This is a genomic window from Brotaphodocola sp. (assembly GCF_050873365.1).
Taxonomy (GTDB): Bacteria; Bacillota; Clostridia; order Lachnospirales; family Lachnospiraceae; genus Brotaphodocola.
On record NZ_JBNMIQ010000003.1, the window covers coordinates 65,047 to 86,773 of the forward strand.

Annotated in this window: 15 protein-coding genes; 1 reads left to right on the forward strand and 14 read right to left on the reverse strand. The window is 48.3% G+C overall.

Features of this window, described 5'->3' with window-relative positions; all coding sequences use genetic code 11:
- Positions 1-3 precede the first annotated feature (3 nt).
- The 3 genes from prmA to gpr all read right to left on the reverse strand — a co-directional run bounded on the left by prmA (position 4) and on the right by gpr (position 3,322).
- Positions 4-960: a 50S ribosomal protein L11 methyltransferase gene (gene prmA, locus ACR0QT_RS02605; RefSeq protein WP_432629345.1), complete on the reverse strand. Its 957-nt coding sequence runs from the start codon at positions 958-960 to the stop codon at positions 4-6.
- Positions 961-1,430: 470 nt separating this feature from the next.
- The gene (locus tag ACR0QT_RS02610) at positions 1,431-2,192 is read right to left on the reverse strand and encodes a sulfite exporter TauE/SafE family protein (RefSeq protein WP_432629346.1); all 762 of its coding nucleotides are present in this window, start codon (positions 2,190-2,192) and stop codon (positions 1,431-1,433) included.
- Positions 2,193-2,284: 92 nt separating this feature from the next.
- Positions 2,285-3,322, reverse strand: coding sequence for a GPR endopeptidase (gene gpr / locus ACR0QT_RS02615; protein WP_432629347.1), 1,038 nt, complete (start codon positions 3,320-3,322; stop codon positions 2,285-2,287).
- A 247-nt stretch (positions 3,323-3,569) separates the two neighbouring features.
- Between gpr and rpsT the strand changes: the two genes are divergently transcribed.
- Positions 3,570-3,833, forward strand: a complete 264-nt coding sequence (rpsT, locus tag ACR0QT_RS02620) for a 30S ribosomal protein S20 (protein ID WP_177976748.1) — start codon at positions 3,570-3,572, stop codon at positions 3,831-3,833.
- Between the two features lie 142 nt (positions 3,834-3,975).
- Here the strand turns inward: rpsT and holA are convergent, their stop codons facing one another.
- The 11 genes from holA to gpmI form a co-directional block, all read right to left on the reverse strand.
- Positions 3,976-4,947 (reverse strand): DNA polymerase III subunit delta, encoded by a 972-nt coding sequence (gene holA / locus ACR0QT_RS02625; protein WP_432629348.1) that lies wholly within the window; start codon positions 4,945-4,947, stop codon positions 3,976-3,978.
- Between the two features lie 629 nt (positions 4,948-5,576).
- Positions 5,577-8,471: a ComEC/Rec2 family competence protein gene (locus tag ACR0QT_RS02630; protein WP_432629349.1), complete on the reverse strand. Its 2,895-nt coding sequence runs from the start codon at positions 8,469-8,471 to the stop codon at positions 5,577-5,579.
- A gap of 67 nt (positions 8,472-8,538) precedes the next feature.
- Entirely contained in the window at positions 8,539-9,492 is a 954-nt protein-coding gene (locus tag ACR0QT_RS02635) for a GerMN domain-containing protein (RefSeq protein WP_432629350.1), read from the reverse strand.
- Between the two features lie 24 nt (positions 9,493-9,516).
- Positions 9,517-10,974 carry a sensor histidine kinase gene (locus tag ACR0QT_RS02640; protein WP_432629351.1) on the reverse strand — a complete coding sequence of 486 codons (1,458 nt, stop codon included), beginning with the start codon at positions 10,972-10,974 and terminating at the stop codon, positions 9,517-9,519.
- A gap of 149 nt (positions 10,975-11,123) precedes the next feature.
- Positions 11,124-11,993 (reverse strand): DegV family protein, encoded by an 870-nt coding sequence (locus tag ACR0QT_RS02645; RefSeq protein WP_432629352.1) that lies wholly within the window; start codon positions 11,991-11,993, stop codon positions 11,124-11,126.
- 241 nt (positions 11,994-12,234) lie between these two features.
- Positions 12,235-13,512, reverse strand: coding sequence for a hypothetical protein (locus ACR0QT_RS02650; protein ID WP_432629353.1), 1,278 nt, complete (start codon positions 13,510-13,512; stop codon positions 12,235-12,237).
- Positions 13,513-13,724: 212 nt separating this feature from the next.
- Entirely contained in the window at positions 13,725-15,563 is a 1,839-nt protein-coding gene (locus ACR0QT_RS02655; protein ID WP_432629354.1) for an ATP-binding protein, read from the reverse strand.
- Positions 15,560-16,501, reverse strand: coding sequence for a substrate-binding periplasmic protein (locus ACR0QT_RS02660; RefSeq protein WP_432629355.1), 942 nt, complete (start codon positions 16,499-16,501; stop codon positions 15,560-15,562). Before ACR0QT_RS02660 ends, ACR0QT_RS02655 begins: the two co-directional genes overlap by 4 nt.
- A gap of 216 nt (positions 16,502-16,717) precedes the next feature.
- Entirely contained in the window at positions 16,718-18,907 is a 2,190-nt protein-coding gene (locus ACR0QT_RS02665; protein ID WP_432629356.1) for a response regulator, read from the reverse strand.
- Positions 18,900-19,730: a substrate-binding periplasmic protein gene (locus ACR0QT_RS02670; RefSeq protein WP_432629425.1), complete on the reverse strand. Its 831-nt coding sequence runs from the start codon at positions 19,728-19,730 to the stop codon at positions 18,900-18,902. Before ACR0QT_RS02670 ends, ACR0QT_RS02665 begins: the two co-directional genes overlap by 8 nt.
- 329 nt (positions 19,731-20,059) lie before the next feature.
- Positions 20,060-21,601, reverse strand: coding sequence for a 2,3-bisphosphoglycerate-independent phosphoglycerate mutase (gene gpmI / locus ACR0QT_RS02675; protein ID WP_432629357.1), 1,542 nt, complete (start codon positions 21,599-21,601; stop codon positions 20,060-20,062).
- Positions 21,602-21,727 lie beyond the last annotated feature (126 nt).

A 21,727-nucleotide genomic window follows, 5' to 3' on the forward strand; every position in this document is an offset into this window, starting at 1 on the left:
TTCCTACTTTCTGCGTGCGGTGATGGAAACCCAATCATTCTGATGGTTGATCTCCACGATCTCCAGTTCCGGATTTGCTTCCATTGCCTGACGTACATCCTCTTCCTTCGTGTTGATGATTCCAGATGTGATGAAGATTCCTCCGTGCTTGAGGTGAGGTGCAATCTCGCCCTGAAGCATGATGATAACCGGAGCAAGGATGTTTGCCACAACGATGTCGTAGCACTCGTATCCTGCCTGATCCTGAATTGCCTTGTCGTCAATAATATTTCCCTGAACAACACCGAACTTCTCAGCCGGAATGTGGTTTGCCTCGAGATTCTCCTTGACTGCAACGACAGCATTCTCATCGAGGTCGGTTCCAAATGCCTCGCTTGCGCCGAGCTTCAAAGCTGCGATTCCAAGGATTCCGCTTCCTGTGCCGACATCAAGAACCTTCTCGCCACCCTTGATGTACTTGTCGAGCTGGCGGATGCAAAGCTGAGTTGTCTCGTGTTTTCCGGTTCCAAATGCAGTGCCCGGATCGATCTCGATCAGAAGTTTGTCTGCATGCTCCGGCGGAATCTCCTCCCAGGTCGGTTTGATCAGGATGTCATCCACGGTGAACGGCTTGAAGTACTGCTTCCAGTTGTTGATCCAGTCCTTATCCTCGGTCTCGGACACTGCGATTGTGCGCTCGCCGACATTGACGAACTCGCTCAGATCGTCGAGTCCCTCCTCAATGTTGCGCAGAAGGTCTTCAAGATTGCTCAAGTCTTCGAGGTAGAAGCTGACCTTTGCGGTGCCATCATCCGGCGGAAGCTCCGGGAGAATGTCGATAAACATGCCCTTCGTGTCTGCCTCAGACAGCGGTACGTTGTCCTCGATCTCAATGCCCTCAATGCCAAGCTCGTCGAGCATACTGCTGATTAAGTCAACCGCCTCTGTGGTGGTCTTCAGTGTAAATTTTGTCCACTTCATAAATTTTCATCCTTTCTTTTGTCTTGATATTATCTTGATTCAGGTAACAGTTTGTCTGTTGGTTTTCTTACTTTATAGTCTACATTCTTAATTTTTATGCGATTCTATGTGGCTCTTTGATGTATTGCTCTTTGTATCTTTGTAGTATATCTCTATATGGCTCTGCCGACCAGTAAAGTCCTGCAAACTCGCTCTCGCTCCGGGTTCGACGTAACGGTGCATAAGACTGCAAAATACGCAGTCTAAACACCGACGTCTCACACGGGTTTGCAGGCACTTTCTGGCTCGCAGAGCCATCGCAACGTACTATCACAACTCTGCAATTCCCGATTCCGATTGAAAAGTATCGGCAGAGCTGACCAGAATTATGCGCTAAGTCAATGCTTACGTCGATCTAAACTCATAATAAATGTCCCATACTTAAGAAGAGAAAATCCAGCACCATTCACATACATTCACATAAGGCCCTCTTAGTTTCCAGAAAGAATTTTGATAAACAGAATTGCCAGCACGACCAAAACTACCGGTCTTACAATCTTCTGTCCATTATGTACAACGAGACCGGAACCAATGTAATGTCCTGCGATGCAGAATAAACCGGCGCTCAGTCCCAGAGTGTAATTGGCAGTTCCATGAATCAAAAACGTCGTGAGTGCTGCAAGATTGGAAGACAGATTGATCATCTTTGTCATTCCGGAGGCAGTCTGAACATCCAGTCTCGCCAGTCCAGTCAATACAATCAGAAGAAAGGTTCCCGTTCCCGGACCGTAAAATCCATCGTACATTCCAATGACAAGGGATGCACAGATTGCCACTGCAAACGTAGCTGTATCGGAGAGCGGTCCTTTCTCAGAACCTGCTCCGAAATTTTTATTTTTCAGAACATAGAAGGCGACAATCGGAAGAACCGGAATCATCAGATTCTTCAGGATCTGATCGCTCGCCAGAAGAGAAAGTCTCGATCCAATCATGGAACCGATGAGTGCCGAAATACAGGCGCAAATCGAAAGTGTAATCAGCTTTCTTCCTTTAATATACCCGTTTTTCAAATACCGGGCTGTTGAGATCACTGTTCCCATCGAAGAGGACACCTTATTTGTTCCGATTGCGATATGTGCCGGGACGCCGGCGATGATGTATGCCGGAAGAGAAATCAGTCCGCCTCCTCCTGCAATCGAATCAACAAAACCCGCCAGAAACACAAGTGGCCATACAATTAGATACGTCTTCATCTCCCTCTATCCTCCCGCTCTTTTGTAACTCACTGTATACTTTCTATATAAATACACAAAGCTCAAAATATCATAACACACTTTTTTCTGCTTTACAAGCAAGTTTCCGGCTCAAAAAGTGCCTGATGAATCCCATCACATAAAATCCTACTGATCCGCTGGATTCTCTCATCAATATCAGGCGGAGTTACATACAAATTGCGCAGTTCCGGCTCCAACTTTTCCTCCCATCCTGGCTTTTCCTCGATCTCCCACGCCTCAAGCGAGCTGATTGTATCATGCACAATCGAAGTCGCACCGACGACAGTCGGGACTCCAACCGCAAACACCGGAACTCCAAGACTTTCTCTTGTCAACCCATGACGATGATTTCCCACTCCCGATCCCGGGTGAATTCCCGTATCCGTCAACTGAATCGTCGTCCCAAGACGACGGACACTGCGAGCTGCGAGCGCATCGATCACGACGACCATCTCTGGTTTTGTCTCTCTGACAATCCCTTTTAGAATCTCTGCACTCTCCATTCCAGTCTGAGCCATCACGCCCGGAACGATCGCACTTAACAGGGGCAGATTTTTCTCCTGACAAAAGCCCGCTCCAAACTGTCCATCGAGATGACGCGTCACTTTCAGATTGCCTGCTGTTCGCGGTCCGAGCGCATCCGGCGTCACAAAAGCATTTCCAAGTCCTACGACAAGAATCCGCCGACCCGCAAATCCAGTTCTATCCGCTTTATTTTTCACCTTTTCTCCTTTCGGCTCTTGAGGTTCTTTGAAACCTTCAAGTTCTTTTGGAGTTATCTGTGCTCCTCTTTTTATTTTTTTCTGTTCTCTCAGTAGCAATCTGCGAAGTTGCAGAGCGAACTCTTCGGCGATCTCCTCCGCTTCTTCCTCATCGTTTCCCGCCATTCCATCTGCCTCAAGTGTCAGATAGATCCCCTTTGGCTTTCCCATTGCTCTCGCCCCATGCTCATCAAGGATCTGCACCTCGCTCATCTTTACTGCCGATCCGCTCTCCCTCCACTCGCGCAGAGCAACTCCCGCAATCTCTCCTCCATCTCCCGGAAAACTTTCTCTCTGCTCAACCGCCAGATCTGTCCGAATCTCAAAATTGTTTTCCTTTCTTGCCATTTTCCGTGTTCCCCTTTCCATCCATTTATTTTTCTGTATTACACGAAATTTTCCCTTCAGAAAATTTCCACCTGCGTGCTATGACCGCCTCTCTTATTTTTTCAAAAAATCCTTAGAATTATGTATTGACATTTTCTGAGAAATTGAGTAGAATACAAAAGTATGTTTACATTGAACTGTCCGTGTCCAGGCTTTGATGCAAACCAGATGCTATTGAATTATTTTTTTATAATTGGAGGTGCCCAGATTGGCAAATATTAAGTCTGCTAAGAAAAGAATTTTAGTTACCGAGACCAAGGCTGCTAGAAACAAAGCTATCAGATCTAAGGTTAAAACTGCTTGCAAGAAGGTAGAGGCTGCTGTCCTTGCAGGAGATAAGGCTCTTGCTCAGGCAAGCCTGAATGCTGCTATCTCTGAGATCGAGAAGGCTGCAACCAAGGGTGTTTACCACAGCAACACTGCTTCTAGAAAGGTTTCTCGCCTTTCCAAGGCTGTTAGCGCAATGGCGTAAGCATAAGACTGGAATTTAATATAACCCAAAAAAGAACTTCGATCCCTAGGTGTGGGGAATCGAAGTTCTTTTTTTACCAATTTTTACCTTGCTCTTATTCACTTATCCTAAATTTACACTTTCTCTATTGACCGTCTTTCTTTTAATACTCTTTTGCAATCAGCAATTCCACCGCAAGACGATCCTGAAGTCGTCCACTCTTAACCGCCTCCTCAGCATCCACACACAGATTTACATACGAGAGAATCTGATCCCGCGAAAACTGTCTCGCCTGTGGCATCGTCTTTCCGACAACAAACGGCTGAAGTTTCAGCGCAGACGCGATCGCACTTCGACCCATCCCCTTTGCCATCAACTCTTTTACCTGCAAAATCTGATTAAACTGTCTCGCAATCAAAAACAGAATTCTCATCGGCGGTTCTTTGAGGGTCAACAGATCCTCATAGAGATCCATCGCCTTGTGCGGTTGTCTTCCCGCAATCGCAGTCACCATCTCAAAAATTCGGTTTGTTACCTGCGGAGTACAGATTGCTCTCACATCCTCATCAGTGATCACCTCTTTTTCTCCGGTATAGCTGATAAGCTTTTCGAGTTCCATGCGAATATTCTCCATATCATCTCCGCTCATACTCAAAAACAGCTCCATCGTTCTTCCGGTGATCTTCTTTCCCGCCTTTGCGAGAATTGCTCCCGCCCATCGCGCAAGCTGAACACTATCCTGTCGGTTCATCTCCGCAATGTAGCCAATTTCTTTGATCTTCTTATAAAGTTTACTTCGCTTATCCACCTCCGACTCCACAAAAATCATGCAAGTTGTATCCGGCATCTGTGGAAGATATGTCAAAAGTGCCTCACATCCACCTTTGAGAAATCCGCTGTTTTCAATAAGGATCAGGCGATGTTCCGCAAAAAAAGGCATTGTGTCTGCCAGACGAATGACCTCCTCGACATCAATTCCCTTACCCTCAAACGCAGCAAAATTCATCGTATCTCCGTCGAGAATCGCCTCCGTCATCTTCTTTTTATAGCTATTCTTTAAAAAAGCCTCTTCCCCGCAAATCAGATACACTCGCTGAAAAGTGTGATTTTTGATATCCTGATTCAATGTCTGCATCTTATTCCGTCCTCTATTTTTTCTTAATTTTCTCTCATATGCAATGATACTTTTTCCATCTCTTATATCACTATTCGCATTGAATATGTATTCCCAATTACTATTATGCACTTATATCTTTTGTTGTTTATACCAGATCCGTATAAAAAAATCAACTCCAAAGCAAAATGATTGATGTTTACATATTCAGGTTAACGCTTGCGAAGACTTGGCGCGCGATTGAAGGGGCGTGTCCACGAATGTCGACTTAAAAATAAGAATCAAATAACATAACATTGATATAACCTCGATGCGCTGTAAGGCAAAAAAGATTCTGCAAACCCGTATGAGACGTCGGTGTTTAGGTCGCGTACTCTGCGACCTTATGCACCGCTACGTCGAATCGGAGCGAGAGCACGTTTGCAGAACTTTTTTCGCCGTTCAGCGCCCGTGACACTTCCGCTAACCGAACCCGGAGCAACGACACGTTTGCAGAACTTTTTTTCGCCGTTCAGCGCCTGTGACACTTCCGCTAACCGAACCCGGAGCAACGGCACGTTTGCAGAACTTTTTTTCGCCGTTCAGCGCCCGTGACATTTCCGCTAACCGAACCCGGAGCAACGGCACGTTTGCAGAACTTTTTTCGCCGTTCAGCGCCCGTAGCCGTAGGACCAGCACTTCCACGAAACCTTCTCCCCATCCGTATGAAAGAAGATACTCCCATCCTGCCCGGTTCCAAGCACCTTTATCTCTCGTGCGTTCAACCTTTCCATCGTCTCCTCATGCGGATGACCATAACGATTATCTTTTCCATAGGAAATCACGGTTATCTGTGGGTTCACCGCATCAAGCCATTCCTCACTGTTTGAAAATCTTGAGCCATGATGAGCAGATTTCAGTAGAAAAATCCCTCCAAGCCCGTTCTCGCCAGAAATCCCAGACATATCCTCTGCGCTCCCGACACGATTTTTCTCACTCTCGCTATTCTTACACTCCAACAGTGCATGTTCCCCCGCCTCACTCATATCCCCAGTCAGAAGCATTGCAAATTTTCCGTACTCCACGCGAAGCACCAGAGACTGCTCATTGCGGTCACGCTGACTCTTACTATCCTCCACGATTTCCTCCAAACTTTTCTCTGCACTCTCATTCTCCCCCTGCGGATACAGACAGTGAATCCTCAGCTTTCCACTCTCGATTCGATCTCCCCTCTCCAGCCAGATCACACGGCAACCGCGCCGATCTGCCTGCTCAATCAAAGTCTGGTACGCCTCATCCTTCTGTCCCGCCTTTGGAAGAATCAACTGCCTGATCGCGATATCCTCTTCCTCCTGAAAAAGCCACAACAGTCCACTGATGTGATCGGAATCACCATGGCTGACGATGACACTGTCAATTTTTCGGATTCCACTGCTCTTTATAAACGGAACGAGGCGATTTTTCCCAAGATTTTTCTCATCACTGCTTCCGCCATCAACCAGAATCACCGTCGAATCTGCCCGAATACAAATTCCATCCCCTTGCCCCACATCAAGAAATGTCACATCAAGCCCTCGATGTGGAAGTGGAAGTAAAAGAAAACTAAGCGCAAATACAAACAACCATACTTCCGGCATTTCACGCTTTTCATGCTTCTCATGTTTTTCCAGCGTTTTATACTTTTCCAACGTTTTATGATTTTTCAGTTTTTCACACTTCTCCGGATTTGCTTTCCTTTCCCTGCTCTTTTTCCATTTTTGAAAGAAGAGAATTCCCACCAAAGCTCCATAATAGACTCCGACCTGCCAGATTCTCGGACGCCCAAGAATCAGATGACTTCCCGGAAATCTCGCCCCAAACCGACAACACCACTCATACCACCGAAGAAGCATTCTCGCCCCACCAACAGCAAACCGCCCCGCTCCCACGGAAACTTCCACAAGCACAAGCCCTGCGACTGCTGATCCCACAAGAATTCCCGCAAACGGGACAATAAAAAGGTTCAGAACAATTCCATATAAAGGAAACTGGAAGAAATGCCAGAGCACAATCGGAAACGTCACCGCATGCATCCCAATTCCCGCATAGAATGCATCTGCGCTTATACTATGACTTTCCTCACCACCTGCACCTTCACGATTCTCTTCAAACAATCCGATTCCAAGAATCGCCCCAAACGAGAGCTGAACGCCCGCCTGCGTCAGTAAATAGGGACTGTCCCACATCAGAATCAATCCGGCAAGCCCAAGCGCGCTCCGTCTGTCATACATCCGCCCGAGATATGAGGCTCCAAATCCGCTAAGCGTCATCACAAGTGCTCGAATCACCGATGCTGAGCTTCCACTCATCCACGCATATCCAGTCAACGCCACACCCGCAATCATTGCAGAAAACCCAAATCCAACTCCCAGTTTTCGCAAAAGCCCGTAAACTGCAAGGCTGACAAGAGAGAGGTGAAGCCCACTGAGTGCCAGAATATGCGCAATTCCATTTTCCTGATAGAGGGTGCGCACCTCCTCGGGAAGATCTGTCCGATCCCCGAGAAGAACCGCCCGCAAAATTCCTGCATCCTGACTCCCCGCAACCTGCTCCAAATTTGCCGAAGCGTGCAAAGAAGTCTTCCGAAGTGCCTCAAGAATCCAGTCGCACCGCTGATCTTGAACCTCAACCGAGGAGACAAACATCCGATATGTCAGTTTTTTTGATCGATAATACGTGCGATAATCAAATTCTCCGGGTGCGCGTGGCTGATCAAACGCATAGCAGGTCCCGGTCACACAGATCTGATTTCCGCAGGAAAAATTCTCTCCGATCGCACTCTTCTGATCCCTCCCCAAATCGATCTCCGTCTTCTGATCAACTTTCACGAGAAGCCGTCGAAGTCGCAACCGTCGATTTTTTCCGTGATTTACATGATTTCTATACTTTCCATGATTTATGTAATTTACATAATTTCCGTAATTTACATGATTTCCGTAATTTCCCTCCTGCAACTTCGGAAATTCCGTGTTCGCAACCTCCATGTCTGCAACTTCCATGCTCGCAAACTTCGTGTCTGCAACTTCCATGTTTTCCGGTTTTGCATGATCCAGTTTGCCAACATAATTCAGTTCCCCATCTTCCAATTCACACGCATCCAGAATCAGCTCCCACCCGTTTTCTTTCTCGGTGACAGATCGGATTCGTCCGGTGATCGTCGCTACCTCCCCTTCAAGCCCAAGTGCAAGCTCCCGCTCGCAGATATTTCGCTCGACCGTCGCCCTCCCGGCTCCGATGAGTCCACCAATTAGCGTTATCCCACAACTCATCATCGTCGCCCCACAAAGTCCCGACAGGAAAACAGATGAAAAAAACGGTAAGAAAAAAGGCCTAAACCGCCCCTGACGATTTTTGCCCTTTTTCTTTCTCTCTCTCGTTTTCTCTTTATTTCCTGACATCAAAATCAGGACTGCCTCGATTATCACAATCACGGCGACAGCCAATATAGCGATTGTAATCGTTCTAACTGCTCCGATATTTCCAATAATCTCAGAAATCTTCACAGTTTCCGCGAGCTCTTCGCTCACCGCTCTCCTACACAGAATCCATGCCTCTCCAAGTACGAATCCTCCTGCCAGGAATGCAAGCGGTCTCTTAATGATCTGATCCTCCTATAAAATCGAGATTACGCTCAAAGAGCGTATTGAGTGGTATCTTATCTCGAAATACAACATTCTGATTTCCATCGACCGTGATCTGCACCCGGCTGACTGAGGACTGCTCAAGCAGAGAATCCACAATCGAGTAAATCGGAATGTAATCCTGCACATTCAGCGCATTGTTGAGAAAACTGCTGTCAAAATTCAGATAGCACACATTCTCATTTACGGAAATATTCAAAAGTTTCGTCTGCGGATCGAGCGTCGGGCACAGATTCTCCGACTCCGGTCCCTCAAGCAGTGCCTCAACGACGACTTTCTCCACGGAAGTGTTGATGTTGTGCATCACACTCCTGCGCTCCGGATACAGCTTTTTTCCGTCTGCATCCGTAAAATACAGTGTCAGCTCCGTCTTCTCGTAAGCATTGATATCCGTGATGCTGTCCACAAAATCCGAGTCGCTGAGCATGCCGACCGGCATATTGCTGGCATCGAGAAGAGGCTGATCGCCCGTGTAAATATTGATGTAATCAATTCCATCAATCTGAGTCATCGTCTTTGCGAGTGCCGCCCGGCACAGGATCTCGCGGTAGGATTTCATGCTCGTATAGTTATTATCAAAATAGAGATAGAGCACAACATCCTCTTTTTTGTAACCCTGATAGATCACCTTATCCGAAAGTGCCATCTGCGCATCGAGATCCGCCGGCACGTGGAGAAGCTGTTCCATCAGCTCCTGAATCAGAAAATCCTGATCCGTTGTCTCCGTCTGATAATCGCGCGCGACAAGACGGGTCGCCGACGGATTCAGGTAATAGATCTGGTACGTCCTTCCTCCGTCTTCCTGCGTTGTCCCCGTTCTCGTCTTTTGACACCCGACAATCCCTGCCACGAGAATCACCAACACTGCCAGAAAGAGCAGGCAATTTCGTCTCTGTTTCTTATTCATCTGATTCTATTTGCCTCCCTCTCCTCACGCAATATAGTTGAGCGGAATCCGGATCGTGAACGTACTTCCCTCACCTTCCCGGCTCGTCAACTTGATCGCACCCTTATGCATCAGCACGACATTTCTTGTGATTGCAAGTCCGAGTCCACTTCCACCCGTCTCTCGCGAGCGCGCCTTATCGACGCGGTAAAAACGCTCAAAAATTCGATCCTGCGCCTCCTCCGGAATTCCGATTCCAGAGTCCGACACCTTGATATAGAAGAATTTGTGGTCGGCATCGAGGGTCACCCGCACCCAGCCATCCTCCTTGTTGTACTTGATCGCATTCTCCACAAGGTTCGTGATCGCAAGCGAGAGCTTCATCTCATCGACATCCGCAGTCACCTCGCGGATGCTCTCAAAAATCAACTCGACTTTCTGACGGTTCGCGATCGGACGCAGACGCTTTAAGATCTGCTCGACGAGCGTGTAGATGTTCGACTGGGAAATGTTGAGTTCCGCCTCCGACTTGTCCATCTTCACGAGAGAGAGAAGATCATCGATGATCTTGCTCTCGCGGTCGATCTCATCCGAGATGTCCTCCATGAACTCCCGATAAAGCTCCACCGGCACCTCTCCCATTCCCATCAGCGAATCCGCAAGCACGCGAATCGAGGTGATCGGCGTCTTGAGCTCATGGGAGACATTCGATACAAACTCCTGGCGCGACTGGTCAACCTCCCGAAGTTTTGTGATCGTCATCTCAACCGCCCTCGAGATGTCCTGAGTCTCCTTGTAACTGTCGGTGCTGATATCGGTGTCGAGAGCACCCTGAGCCACATGATTGAGTCGATTCTGAAATTCCTTAAACGGGAAAATCAGACAGGATGCCACCGCAATTCCGGCAAGCAAAACGACAAAGAACACAATGCTCTGAAGCAAGACTGCCTTGTCGTGAACCGCATCCGCAAGCGACATCAACGGCTCCGTCGACGAGGTGATAATCATGACTCCCTGCACCGCCTTCTCCGCCGTATTGTCATAGATCGGCGTCGTCTGAACAAAATAGTGGCGGTTCTTGATGTATCGGTTCATCGTCTCACCCTGATAACAGCGAATCACCGGTTCCGCGATATGAAGACGATTCTCTGCAATATGAAACGTATCCTCCACAATCCGGAAATTCTGATCAACGACCACAATTCTCCCATCAAAAATATCCGCGACAGTCTCGATCTCACTGTTCATTATGGAGCGATCTGTCCCGTTCAAATACCCCGCCCGCGTCAACTTGTCGCTCAAAATCTGGCACTGATTCTGAACCTCCGCCATCCTCGCCTCAATCTGATTTTGACGAACCGAAGCGATCGTTGCATGGGTGCACAGAATCATCGGAATCAAACCAAACAGAACAAGAAGAATCACAACCGGTACTTTCAGGCTCACCGTCACCCTTCGTTTGACTGCAAAAGGAAACTGCCATTTCTTCTTTACCTGATCCATTGTTCTCTCACGCTCCTCCTTCCCCCGATTTTTCTGACGTTATTGACGTTGTTTGTGTCTGTCTTTGCGTCTGACGTTTCGCCAATCTTTGTGTTTGACATTTTCTTTGACGTTTTCTCTAACTCTTTCTCTCGCTCTTTCTCTCGCTTTTAGTCCAGCTTTTTCGTGCAGGCAAGGGCGATTGCTCCCGGTCCGATGTGGCAGGCAACACTCAGAGACAGAGGATCCATATGAATTCCGGCGCTCTTCGGGAAGTGTGCTTTGACTTCCTCAAGAAACTCCTCTGCCACCTCACGGTCACGCGTGTAAGCGAGCTGAAGCCAGGTGTGCTCCGCCTCCGGATCGTGGAAACGGTTCTCAAGATCATGCTCAATCGCCGTGATCATCGTGCTCTTTGCCTGCTTGATCGTGCGCGCCTTCGAGAACGAATCGAGCTTCTCGCCCTGAATCTGAAGCACCGGTTTGATCCGAAGCAGGGTTCCGAGTGCCGCTGCCGCCGGGGTGATGCGTCCGCCCTTCTTCAAGTACTTCAGCGTGTCCACCGTGATGTAGATACTCGACTCAAGCTTTGTCTCCTCGAGCACGCGCTTGATCTCGGCTCCATCCATGCCTTTCTCTGCCATCGCCTTTGCATCGAGGGCAGACTGGCGCTGAGTCACGGAGATTCTCTGGTTGTTGACAACAAAGACCTTGCCCTCATACTCGTCCTCATCCGCAAGCATCATCGCAGTCTGGCAGGAACCGCTCAGCCCGCTCGACATCGGAATGTGCACGATCTGATCATACTCTTTAAGAAGTTCATTCCACTGGTTCATCACAGTCTGCGGGGACGGCTGAGAGGTGGAGATCTCTGCTCCATCAGTCAGATGGGTATAAAACTGCTCCTGCGTCAGGTTGATATCCTCCTCATAAGTCTCACCGTTGATCATAAACGGCATCGGAATCACAGTGATTCCAAGCTCCTTTGCCTGTGCCTGTGTAACTCCGCTGTTGCTGTCTGTAACGATCGCGATCTTCATTTTATTCTAAAATCTCCTTTTTTCTTTTTCATTTCTTTCGTTTGATTTTTTATTTTATTCTTAATTTCTATTTTTTCTTTTCTTCTATATTTCTTTTTATATCTCTTCTTTTATTTTTCTTCTATATCTTCTTAGTTTTCTTTTGATTTTCTTTCTCTTCTGGTTTTCTTTTCTCCGTGTTTTCGGTCTTTGTCTTCCGATTCTGATTGCTCTTCTGGTTTTGATTGAAAATGCTCAACGCCTACCCGCACTTGAGATCCGGCTTTTTCTCCTCCTCAATGACCTCGACTTTACGGATCAGATCAATCGCCCACGGCTCCTCCTCCGGATTCTGATAACGAACCGTGACGATCGTCATCTGATTCTTGTAGAGAATCTGTGCAGAGACCTCATACCGCAGTTTCCCATCCCTCTGTCTCGGATGATAGACCGCTATGCGCCCGCGAAGATCATCTCTCTCATAGTCAATGACCCGCTCAACCTCTTCCTTCTCAAACGGTCGATTTTCAAATCTCGCCTCGTGTTCCAAATTCATCACACAGATGTAGTAGTCATGGCTGTTCTCTGCCCATCCGTCGTAATAACGCTCCGAGTTTCCCTGTCGCGTCCCGTCGTAGAGATAACTTCCGGGGACGGCAAAGCGCAGAGAGCCGATTGTCCGAAACAGAAGCCCTTTCCGGCATCCGACCTGCGCATTTCTCGGGAATTCCGGTGTGTGATCGAGCGGTTTCGGCTCGCGCCCGTCGAGTGCACAAAGCTCCAAATACTCGTTTTTCGGGAACTGGATATCCGCCTTCAATGCAAGCGCACGCTCAAGCAGATCGAGAATCTTTCGATTAATTACCTCATCCTGCTCACTCCGACCGGATGGCATAAAATAGCATTCCTGATTCATCAGCACAAGCGCACAGTTTCGATAGTAGTAAGCGTCTTTCTCTTCCTCATTCCAGATGAAAAAGTCCTTTGCAAATCCCATGCTGACTCCGGAATGGACGATGTTTCGGATCTCCTCCATCGAGAACTGGCGGATATGCGTCATCACCATCCCTTTATGCTCCTCGGGCAGATAATAATTCGCCGGCCAACAGACGAGCTGACGATCCGCGCGATCCTTCTGCTCGAAAATCTGCTTCATCAGATCACCAAACCAGGTATAAAAATACTCTCTCCTCATCCGGATAAAATTGCGATCCCGGTCATATCCGGTATCGTCCTTGACGAGAAGCCCGAGCTTTCCCCGCGACGCGTAGAGATCCAAAAAGTGAATCACTGCCGCATGAAATCCCGGTCCCGCAATATTCGTCTGGCATTCCCCGACAATCTCGCCCTTCTTCCATGCCATCCACAGAAAGCCCTCCGGGCAAAATTGATAGATCACATAGTCACCGACCAGGTCGCAGTGATACCCCATCTGCCCTGCAAGCTCTCGCGAGAATCTCTGCATCCGCTCAAGATTCCAGGTATTCTGGGGAAGCCAGCTATGCTGTGGCTTCATCGAAAATGAAATCGTTATGCCCATACTCTTCCCTCTCCTGCTGTGCTTTGAATTCGATTTCCTATATTTTATCGTATTTCACCCAAAAAGGAAAGTGATTTTATTATTGTTCAGATGTAGGCACTTTTGAAACCGAAAGTGCCGTAAAATAACGTGGTGGTAGCAGATTTTGCCGATTTGAAATGCGAAGCATCGGCAAAATCCGTTTCCGTTTGCGCAACGCGTAAACAGGAAAATTATTTTAATACAACATACTTCGCGATCAACGCAATAAGTTTCTCCGACTCAAGCGGTTTTGCGACATGCTCGTTCATTCCTGCATCGATCGATTTTTGCTCATCCTCGCTGAACGCATTTGCCGTCATCGCAAAGATCGGGATCGTCTTTGCATCCGCTCGATCCATTGCACGAATCGCCTTCGTCGCGGAGAGACCATCCATAACCGGCATCATGATATCCATCAGAATCAGATCAAACTCTCCGACGGCAAAGGAGGCAAACTTCTCGACCGCAATCTTTCCATTCTCCGCCTTTGTGACGACTGCCCCCGCGTCCTCAAGGAGGAACTGTGCAATCTCCATGTTCAGATCATTGTCCTCGACAAGGAGCACAGATATTCCCGTGATGTCAGCCTGAACCTCTTTCTCCTTTTCCGGCTCCTTATGAGAACTATGATCGATCTCAAACGGAAGAAAGACGGTAAACGTTGTTCCCTCCCCGACCTTGCTCTCCACATGGATACTTCCATTCATCTCCTCGACGATCGCCTTCACAATCGACATGCCAAGACCGATTCCCTTGAACTTCGTGCGCGGTCCGCTCTCCCCCTGAATAAACGGCGAAAAGAGCTTCGTATCGATGAATTCCTGTGTCATTCCAATTCCGGTATCCCGAACGGTGATCTTGAGTGTGAGGACATCGTCAGTCCGGCTGTACTCCTCGAGATTCGTGTACAGAAGTCCGCCCGGCTTGTTGTACTTGATTGCGTTCGTGTAGAGGTTTAGCATGATCTGCTTATAGTGAAGCGGACTGCCGATCAACCAGATATCGCTTCCATCCATATGCTCGCTGATCGTCTGAACCCCTGCTTCCTTTGCCTGTCCCTCGACAACTGTAACCGTATCTTCCCCTACCTGCCTTAAGTTAAACGGAACATGCTCGAGGACAATCTGTCCCGACTCAAGTCTGCTCAGATCCAGGATATCGTTGATCAGCTGAAGCAGGTGGCCGGACGATGCCCGGATTTTCTTTAAACACTCCTGTATCTTTTGGGGATTGTCCGGATTTTTCTCAATAATCTCAATCATTCCCATGATTCCATTGATCGGAGTTCGGATATCATGGCTCATATTTGCAAGAAACGTTGTCTTCGCGGAGTTTGCACGCTCCGCCTCTTTAAGCGCCTTCTGAAGTTCTTCTTGCTTCTTTGTGATCTCCTTATTCGCCTCACGGATCTGCATCGTCATCCGAATCATGTACATAACCACTAACAAGAGCGCTGTGATGACTCCCGATGCAACCACTGCAATCACAGCCAGATGTTCCTCGACAAAATCACGAAACGTCACATCCTGCTTCACATATGAATTCTGGGATAAAACAGCACCCGAAAGTCCATTTCCTGCGGTGGTGATCCCCTTGTTAAAAATATTGGCAAGCTCCGGATTTCCCTTTGTGGTGCCAATGCAGATCTCGATCTGACCCGGAATCTCTGCGACCTGAAGCTGATCGGCAACCCGGTACCGCTTGACCAGATTGATCTGGGAAGCCGCCACGACCATTCCGCTCGCTGTGCCATTTTTCACTGCGTTCAAGCAGTTCTCAACCCCATTATAAACCACCACCTCGGAATCCGGAACCATGATCTTAATCACATCCGGGCGAAGAAAACCCGGATCGGAGACTGCGATAACATGAGTCGGAGATTCCTCATTCTTCTTTTTTCCATAGAAAAGCACTGGAGTTGTGCTCAAAATCACATTGGTCTGAATCAGATTATTCTGTTCGGCAAGCCAGTAGTCGCTGTACAGCGGTCCGATCGCGTCAAGGTTCCCCGCCACCAGCGCATCCATCATCTCCGTATTGACCGAATAGGAGGTCGTCTCAACCGTCGTTCCATCGACTCGACAAGCGCCTGAAGCACGCCGACAAGATTTCCCTCCGAATCACAGGCAGAGTAAGGCAGGTTGTCATCGAGGTAACCGAGACGGATCGTGTTGTTGTGCTTTGCAAGCCACGCCTTCTCCCTCTCACTGATAAACGTATCCGAAATCATGCTGACCTGATAACGACTCTCAAGTGTCGCATTGTAGTTCGGATCTCCGCTCTGAATCTGGTAGAGTGCTTCATTGAGTTCACTGAGCAGATCGGGACGGGACTTTGACACCGCAAAATAATAATCATCAAAACCGATGTCAATGATTGCCCCATAGTGATAGTCCCCGCTTGAGAGCTTCGGAGTTGCAATCACATCAAGATTTCCGCCATCAAGATCCGCCATCAGTGCTTCATACCCGTCATACATCTGAATCTTCGCATCGATGTTGTTGTTTGCAAGCCATTCTCTCAGCAATGTTTCCTGATAACTTCCCTGCGTCACTCCGATGCGCGTCCCCTGAAGCCGTCTGACATTTCCGCTCAAAAGATCCGTCCGGTCTTTCGTCGTATAAAGAAAATAGACATCTTTTCCCTGTGGATATGTGGAAAAGAAAAACAGTTTCGATCTCTCCTCCGTGTAGGAGACATCTCCAAAGAGATCGATTTCCCCCTCCACAAGCATGTCATAAAGCTCTTTGAAACTTCCATATACATACTGATACTTCCAACCCGTAAAATAGGAGATCTTTTGCAGATACTCATACCCGCTTCCCGTCTTGTACTCTCCCTCTCCGCCTTCCTCATACGTCGCCACATTGACGTAGCCGACTCTGACAACCTTTTTCGCCGTATTTCCCTGTGCAAACGCAGAAAAAGAGAGGGACAGCGCAAATACCATCAACAGAATTCCTGCCACTGTCCATCTCCCAACTTGCATTCTCCGACTGTTTCTTCCCACAATAATCTCCCCCGATTGCCAACGCTTCCGCTGACCCCAGACCATTTGCCAAAACTTATAGAAAATTTTTCTGTCAAAACAAGAAAGCGCTCTGTCCTTGCTCCTTGCACAGAGCAAACGACAGAAACACTTTCTCAAAACAGACACGTAGTTCGATTATATTACAATGTAAGATTAAAAGCAATCGCGAATCGCCTGAATCAGCTCTTCCATCTGAAGCGGTTTTGCAAGATGGGCATTCATCCCCGCCTCAAGGCAAGCCCTTGCATCCTCCTCAAATGCATTCGCCGTCATCGCAAGAATCGGGATCGTCTTTGCATCCGCACGGTCAAGCCCGCGGATTTTTCTCGTCGCCGAGATTCCGTCAAGCACCGGCATCATGACATCCATGAGAATCACATCAAATGTTCCCGGTGCACAGTCTGCAAACAGATCGACCGCCTCCTTGCCATTCTTCACAAGAGCGACAACCGCACCCTCATCGCGAAGAAGAATCTCAACAATCTCCGCATTCAGCTCATTGTCCTCGGCAACCAGAATTCTCATTCCCGACAGATCTTTAAGGTTGCTGTCCGAATTCTTCGTTTCTGTGACCTTCGGAGTCGGGGCAATCGAAAACGGAAGTGTGATCGTGAACGTCGATCCCACATTCTCAACGCTCTGGATCTCAATCGTTCCGTTCATCCGGTCTATGATCTTCTTCACAATCGACATTCCAAGTCCCGTTCCATTGTAGACACTTCTCGCATCAGATCGCTCCTGCGTGAACGGGTCATAGATATGTTTTAAGAACTCCTCGCTCATTCCGACTCCGGTGTCAGAGATCTTCCAACGGTAGGTGACGATTCCATTTTCCTCACCGAGACATTCCATCTCGGTGTAAATCTTTCCACCCTTCCGGTTGTACTTGATACAGTTTCCATAAATATTTAAAAAGATCTGTCTCAAATGCAGGGGACTGCTGTACACATACGGATACGGAATCATCGTCTTCGGTCTCTGGTATTCCCATGAGATGCCAGATTCCGTCGCCTGCTCCTTTGCAATCGTCACGGTGTCGACAGTCAGATCGAGAAGGCTGACAACCTCCTTCGTGAAATGAATCTCATCGTCCTCGAGTTTGCTCATCTGAAGCACATCATTGATCAGGGAGAGCAGATGATTGGCGGAGACCATCATCTTTTGATGATTCGAACGGATCATCTCCATATCATCCGCATGCGCCTCATCGATTTTTAAGAGACCGATGATTCCATTTAACGGGGTTCGGATGTCATGACTCATGCGCGAGAGGAAATTCGTCTTTGCAAGGCTCGCCCGCTCCGCCTGGATCACCGCCTCACGGAGTTCCTGGTTCTTGCTCTCAAGCGTTCTCATGTACTCCTGCTGTAATTCCATCTGCTCTCTCTGATGGTTCTGATCCATTCTCCATCTCACGAAATTGATCACGCCAACTAACGCCAGATAAATAATCAGCGCATACATCACATCCTGAGGTACCGTTGCAAAGACATTGTCTGCCGGCACGCAGGCATAGATAAAGTAATCCCGCCCTCTCCCCATGAGTCCAAACTGATGCGTGATTCCGGAATTCACCCGAATCAGCTTCTCCTCCATTCCGCTTTCCCGGATTTTCTGGAGAATCTTGATCTTCTCCGGATTCTTTCCGATCAGAGCTTCATCGTTTGAAGCGATGATCTCCTCCCCCTTGCTCACGACAACCGTCCCGTTGTGCTCAAGATTATATCCCGAGAGGAGAGAACGAATCGAGTGATTGAAAATCCGCGTATATTCTGCCGGGGTGTGATAGTAGACAAGCGCAATTCCCGCCGTATCCCTGCGCCCCGCAACTGCGACATCCACATAGGAATCATCCTCACAGACGACTCTCACCGTATAGATCTTCTCCCGAAAACCGATCGTATCCATAATGGAATCTTTATCCAGAAGACTCAAAAGATAATCCGACTTTATCTCATCCGTCTTATAGGCTTCTTCGATCTGTCCGCTCTCATCAAGAATCAAAATCCCGGAGAGGTAACTCTCCTTCATCCAATCTGCAAGGATCTCCTGATCCGGCTGAAATGTCCCATCTGACTCCTTCTCAAACTGAAGCTGGTGATTCACCCATTCCACGCTCTCGACCATTCGCATCAGACTCTTTGACTCCGACGCGATATCCAATTTGAGGTTGTTGTTGCACTGCTCTTTCACATATCTCACCATATCGCAGAGACGGATCTGCGTCTGGGAAAGATCAGAGTGGACTGCCGTCGCCCACACGATGACCAGCACCAGAATTCCAAGAATTACCTCCACAAACAGAATTCGTCTCTTGCTCGCGCTGTCTGTCTCTTTACTCATTTTCATCCCCCAAGTAACTGTCTGCATTCTGCAAATATTTGCCTGCAATCTCCCTTATCGTCCCATCCTGACGCATCTGTTCAAGTGTCTCAGAAAGTTTCTGATCAAGTCCTCTTGTATCATCGCGGTCAAAAGCAACGCCCAAATGGACCTCCTGCAACGGCTCTGCCAAAACCCGGTATTTCATATCGAAATCCGACATGAACTGATCAATCGAGGTATCATGCGCCGAGATCGCATCGACATATCCCTTGCTCAAAAAGATAAATAAGAGATCCCGGTTCTGCACAGAGATCACCTTTCTGAGCTTTGGCACCTCGTCATTTTGCTCAATATCCCGGAAAATCTCCTCCGGCTTCGTCGTCGACTGCACAGCGACAATCTTTCCTTCCAGATCATCGATCGTATAGATCGGGCTGTCCGGCGTGACGGCGACAACCTGACGACTCTTCATGTAGGGACCCGCCCAGCGGTAATCCTCCTCTCGCCCATCCATCGAGAAACTGCTCCAGACACAATCGATCTCCCCGGATTTAAGAAGTTTCTTCTTCTCCTCCCAGTTGATAAATGTAAATTCTGTCTGATATCCCATGCGGTCAAATGCCTCTCTCGCAAGCTCGACATCGATTCCGACAATATTTCCATCTAAATCCATATAATTAAACGGGGTGTAGTCGTCACAGCCGACGACAATCCTCGGTCTGTCATCTTCCTTTTTCGTTGAAGAATCCGATTCCGTGCGATCGGCACAGCCTGCAACCATCATCGCACAGCCCAAAATCACTGCCACAGCAGTCAGAATCTTCCCTTTCTCTCTTTGCATCATCTTGCAGTACTCTCATTCTTCTCATTTTCTAATTCTAAATATCCCACAACTGTTTCACAACGATGTTACGAACGATGTTACGGTTCATGTGTTGCGCAAACAGCAACGGAAATACAGTCTTTTTTATCATAGCATGAGAAGATCTTTTTTAGCAAGATTTGGTTACTTTTCCATAAAAAAAGATCCCAGAAAATTTGAGATCTCTGATTCTCAGCGAATTCTCAAACTCTCGGGATCTTTTCGTTCCTTTTCTTCAGCGAACTTTGAACTCCTCTCATCCGATTGTTCTGTCAGATGATTGTCGGATCGTTGCTATCTCACTCTGCTTATTTTACAAGCAGGCTCTTTCCGGTCATTTCCTTCGGCTGTTCCTTGCCCATCAGCTCGATCAGAGTCGGAGCGATATCTGCAAGGCATCCGCCCTCACGCAGTTTGTAGGACGGGTCTGCGTTTACGAGGATGAACGGAACCGGATTCGTGGTGTGAGCGGTCCACGGCTCGCCGGTCTTGTAGTCGATCAGCTGTTCTGCATTTCCGTGGTCTGCACAGATGAACATCACGCCGTTTACTTCCTTGATTGCCTCGACAGCACGACCTACGCACTCATCAACGGTCTCGATTGCCTTGATTGCAGCGGACTCTACGCCGGTATGACCAACCATATCCGGGTTTGCAAAGTTGATGACGATTGCGTCGTACTCGCCGGACTTGATGCACTCTACGAGCTTGTCGCAAACTGCCGGAGCACTCATCTGCGGTTTCAGATCGTAGGTCGGAACCTCCTTCGGGGACGGGATCAGGTAACGGTCCTCACCCTCGTTCGGCTCCTCAACTCCACCGTTGAAGAAGAAGGTAACATGAGCGTACTTCTCGGTCTCAGCGATACGAGCCTGCTTTAAGCCGTTCTTTGCGAGGAACTCGCCGTAGGTGTTCGTGATCGACTCTTTTACAAATGCTACGAGCTTGTTCTCGATCGTCTCATCGTAGTCGGTGAAGCATACGAATGTCGTCTTTAAGCGCGCACCGCGGTCAAAGCCGTCAAATGCATCGTCACAGAAGACGCGGGTCATCTCTCTTGCACGGTCCGGGCGGAAGTTGAAGAAGATCACGGAATCGCCGTCCTTCACGGTAGCAACCGGAGCACCGTTCTTCACAACTGCGGTCGGGATCACGAACTCATCGGTCTTTCCATCATCGTAGGATGCCTGGATTGCACCGATTGCGCTCTCTGCGTAGTTGCCCTCACCCTTGGTGATCACATTGTATGCCTTCTCAACACGATCCCAGTTCTTATCACGATCCATTGCATAGTAACGACCGGATACGGAAGCAACCTCGCCGACGCCGATCTCTGCCATCTTCTGCTCAAGCTCTGCAACGAACTCCTTACCGGAGGACGGCGGAGTGTCACGTCCATCGAGGAAGCAGTGTACATAAACTTTCTTTAAGCCGTTTCTCTTTGCAAGCTCAAGCAGTCCGTAGATATGGGTGATGTGGCTGTGCACACCGCCGGTCGATACCAGACCGAACATATGAAGAGCGGAATCATTCTTCTTGCAGTTCTCAACTGCCTCCAAGAATGCCTTGTTCTCAAAGAAATCTCCGTCCTGAATGGACTTGGTGATGCGGGTCAGCTCCTGATATACGATACGTCCGGCACCCATATTCATATGACCAACCTCAGAGTTACCCATCTGACCGTCCGGAAGGCCTACTGCCAGTCCGCTCGCCTCACCCTTTACAAACGGGCACTGGCTCATCAGCTGATCCATCACCGGAGTCTTTGCCTCACATACGGCATTTGCCTCACAGTTCGGATTCAAACCATATCCATCCAGAATCATCAATACAACTGGTCTCTTATCCATGATTGTAATCTCCTTTTTCTTTAACGACCGCCTGTCCGGTCCACTGCCAATCTCTATCCGTCAAAGTCGCGACATTCATGTCCACTCATATCGTTTAATCTTTGACGATTCAGAATCATTGTACTT

Bases quoted from the DNA above. Each gene is read 5' to 3' on its own strand.
- ACR0QT_RS02665 (WP_432629356.1), bottom strand. From the start codon at position 18,907: ATGAGTAAAGAGACAGACAGCGCGAGCAAGAGACGAATTCTGTTTGTG.
- ACR0QT_RS02650 (WP_432629353.1), bottom strand. From the start codon at position 13,512: ATGGGCATAACGATTTCATTTTCGATGAAGCCACAGCATAGCTGGCTT.
- ACR0QT_RS02655 (WP_432629354.1), bottom strand. From the start codon at position 15,563: ATGATGGATGCGCTGGTGGCGGGGAACCTTGACGCGATCGGACCGCTG.
- ACR0QT_RS02635 (WP_432629350.1), bottom strand. From the start codon at position 9,492: ATGAATAAGAAACAGAGACGAAATTGCCTGCTCTTTCTGGCAGTGTTG.
- holA (WP_432629348.1), bottom strand. From the start codon at position 4,947: ATGCAGACATTGAATCAGGATATCAAAAATCACACTTTTCAGCGAGTG.
- gpr (WP_432629347.1), bottom strand. From the start codon at position 3,322: ATGGCAAGAAAGGAAAACAATTTTGAGATTCGGACAGATCTGGCGGTT.
- ACR0QT_RS02640 (WP_432629351.1), bottom strand. From the start codon at position 10,974: ATGGATCAGGTAAAGAAGAAATGGCAGTTTCCTTTTGCAGTCAAACGA.
- ACR0QT_RS02645 (WP_432629352.1), bottom strand. From the start codon at position 11,993: ATGAAGATCGCGATCGTTACAGACAGCAACAGCGGAGTTACACAGGCA.
- gpmI (WP_432629357.1), bottom strand. From the start codon at position 21,601: ATGGATAAGAGACCAGTTGTATTGATGATTCTGGATGGATATGGTTTG.
- ACR0QT_RS02670 (WP_432629425.1), bottom strand. From the start codon at position 19,730: ATGCAAAGAGAGAAAGGGAAGATTCTGACTGCTGTGGCAGTGATTTTG.
- ACR0QT_RS02610 (WP_432629346.1), bottom strand. From the start codon at position 2,192: ATGAAGACGTATCTAATTGTATGGCCACTTGTGTTTCTGGCGGGTTTT.
- prmA (WP_432629345.1), bottom strand. From the start codon at position 960: ATGAAGTGGACAAAATTTACACTGAAGACCACCACAGAGGCGGTTGAC.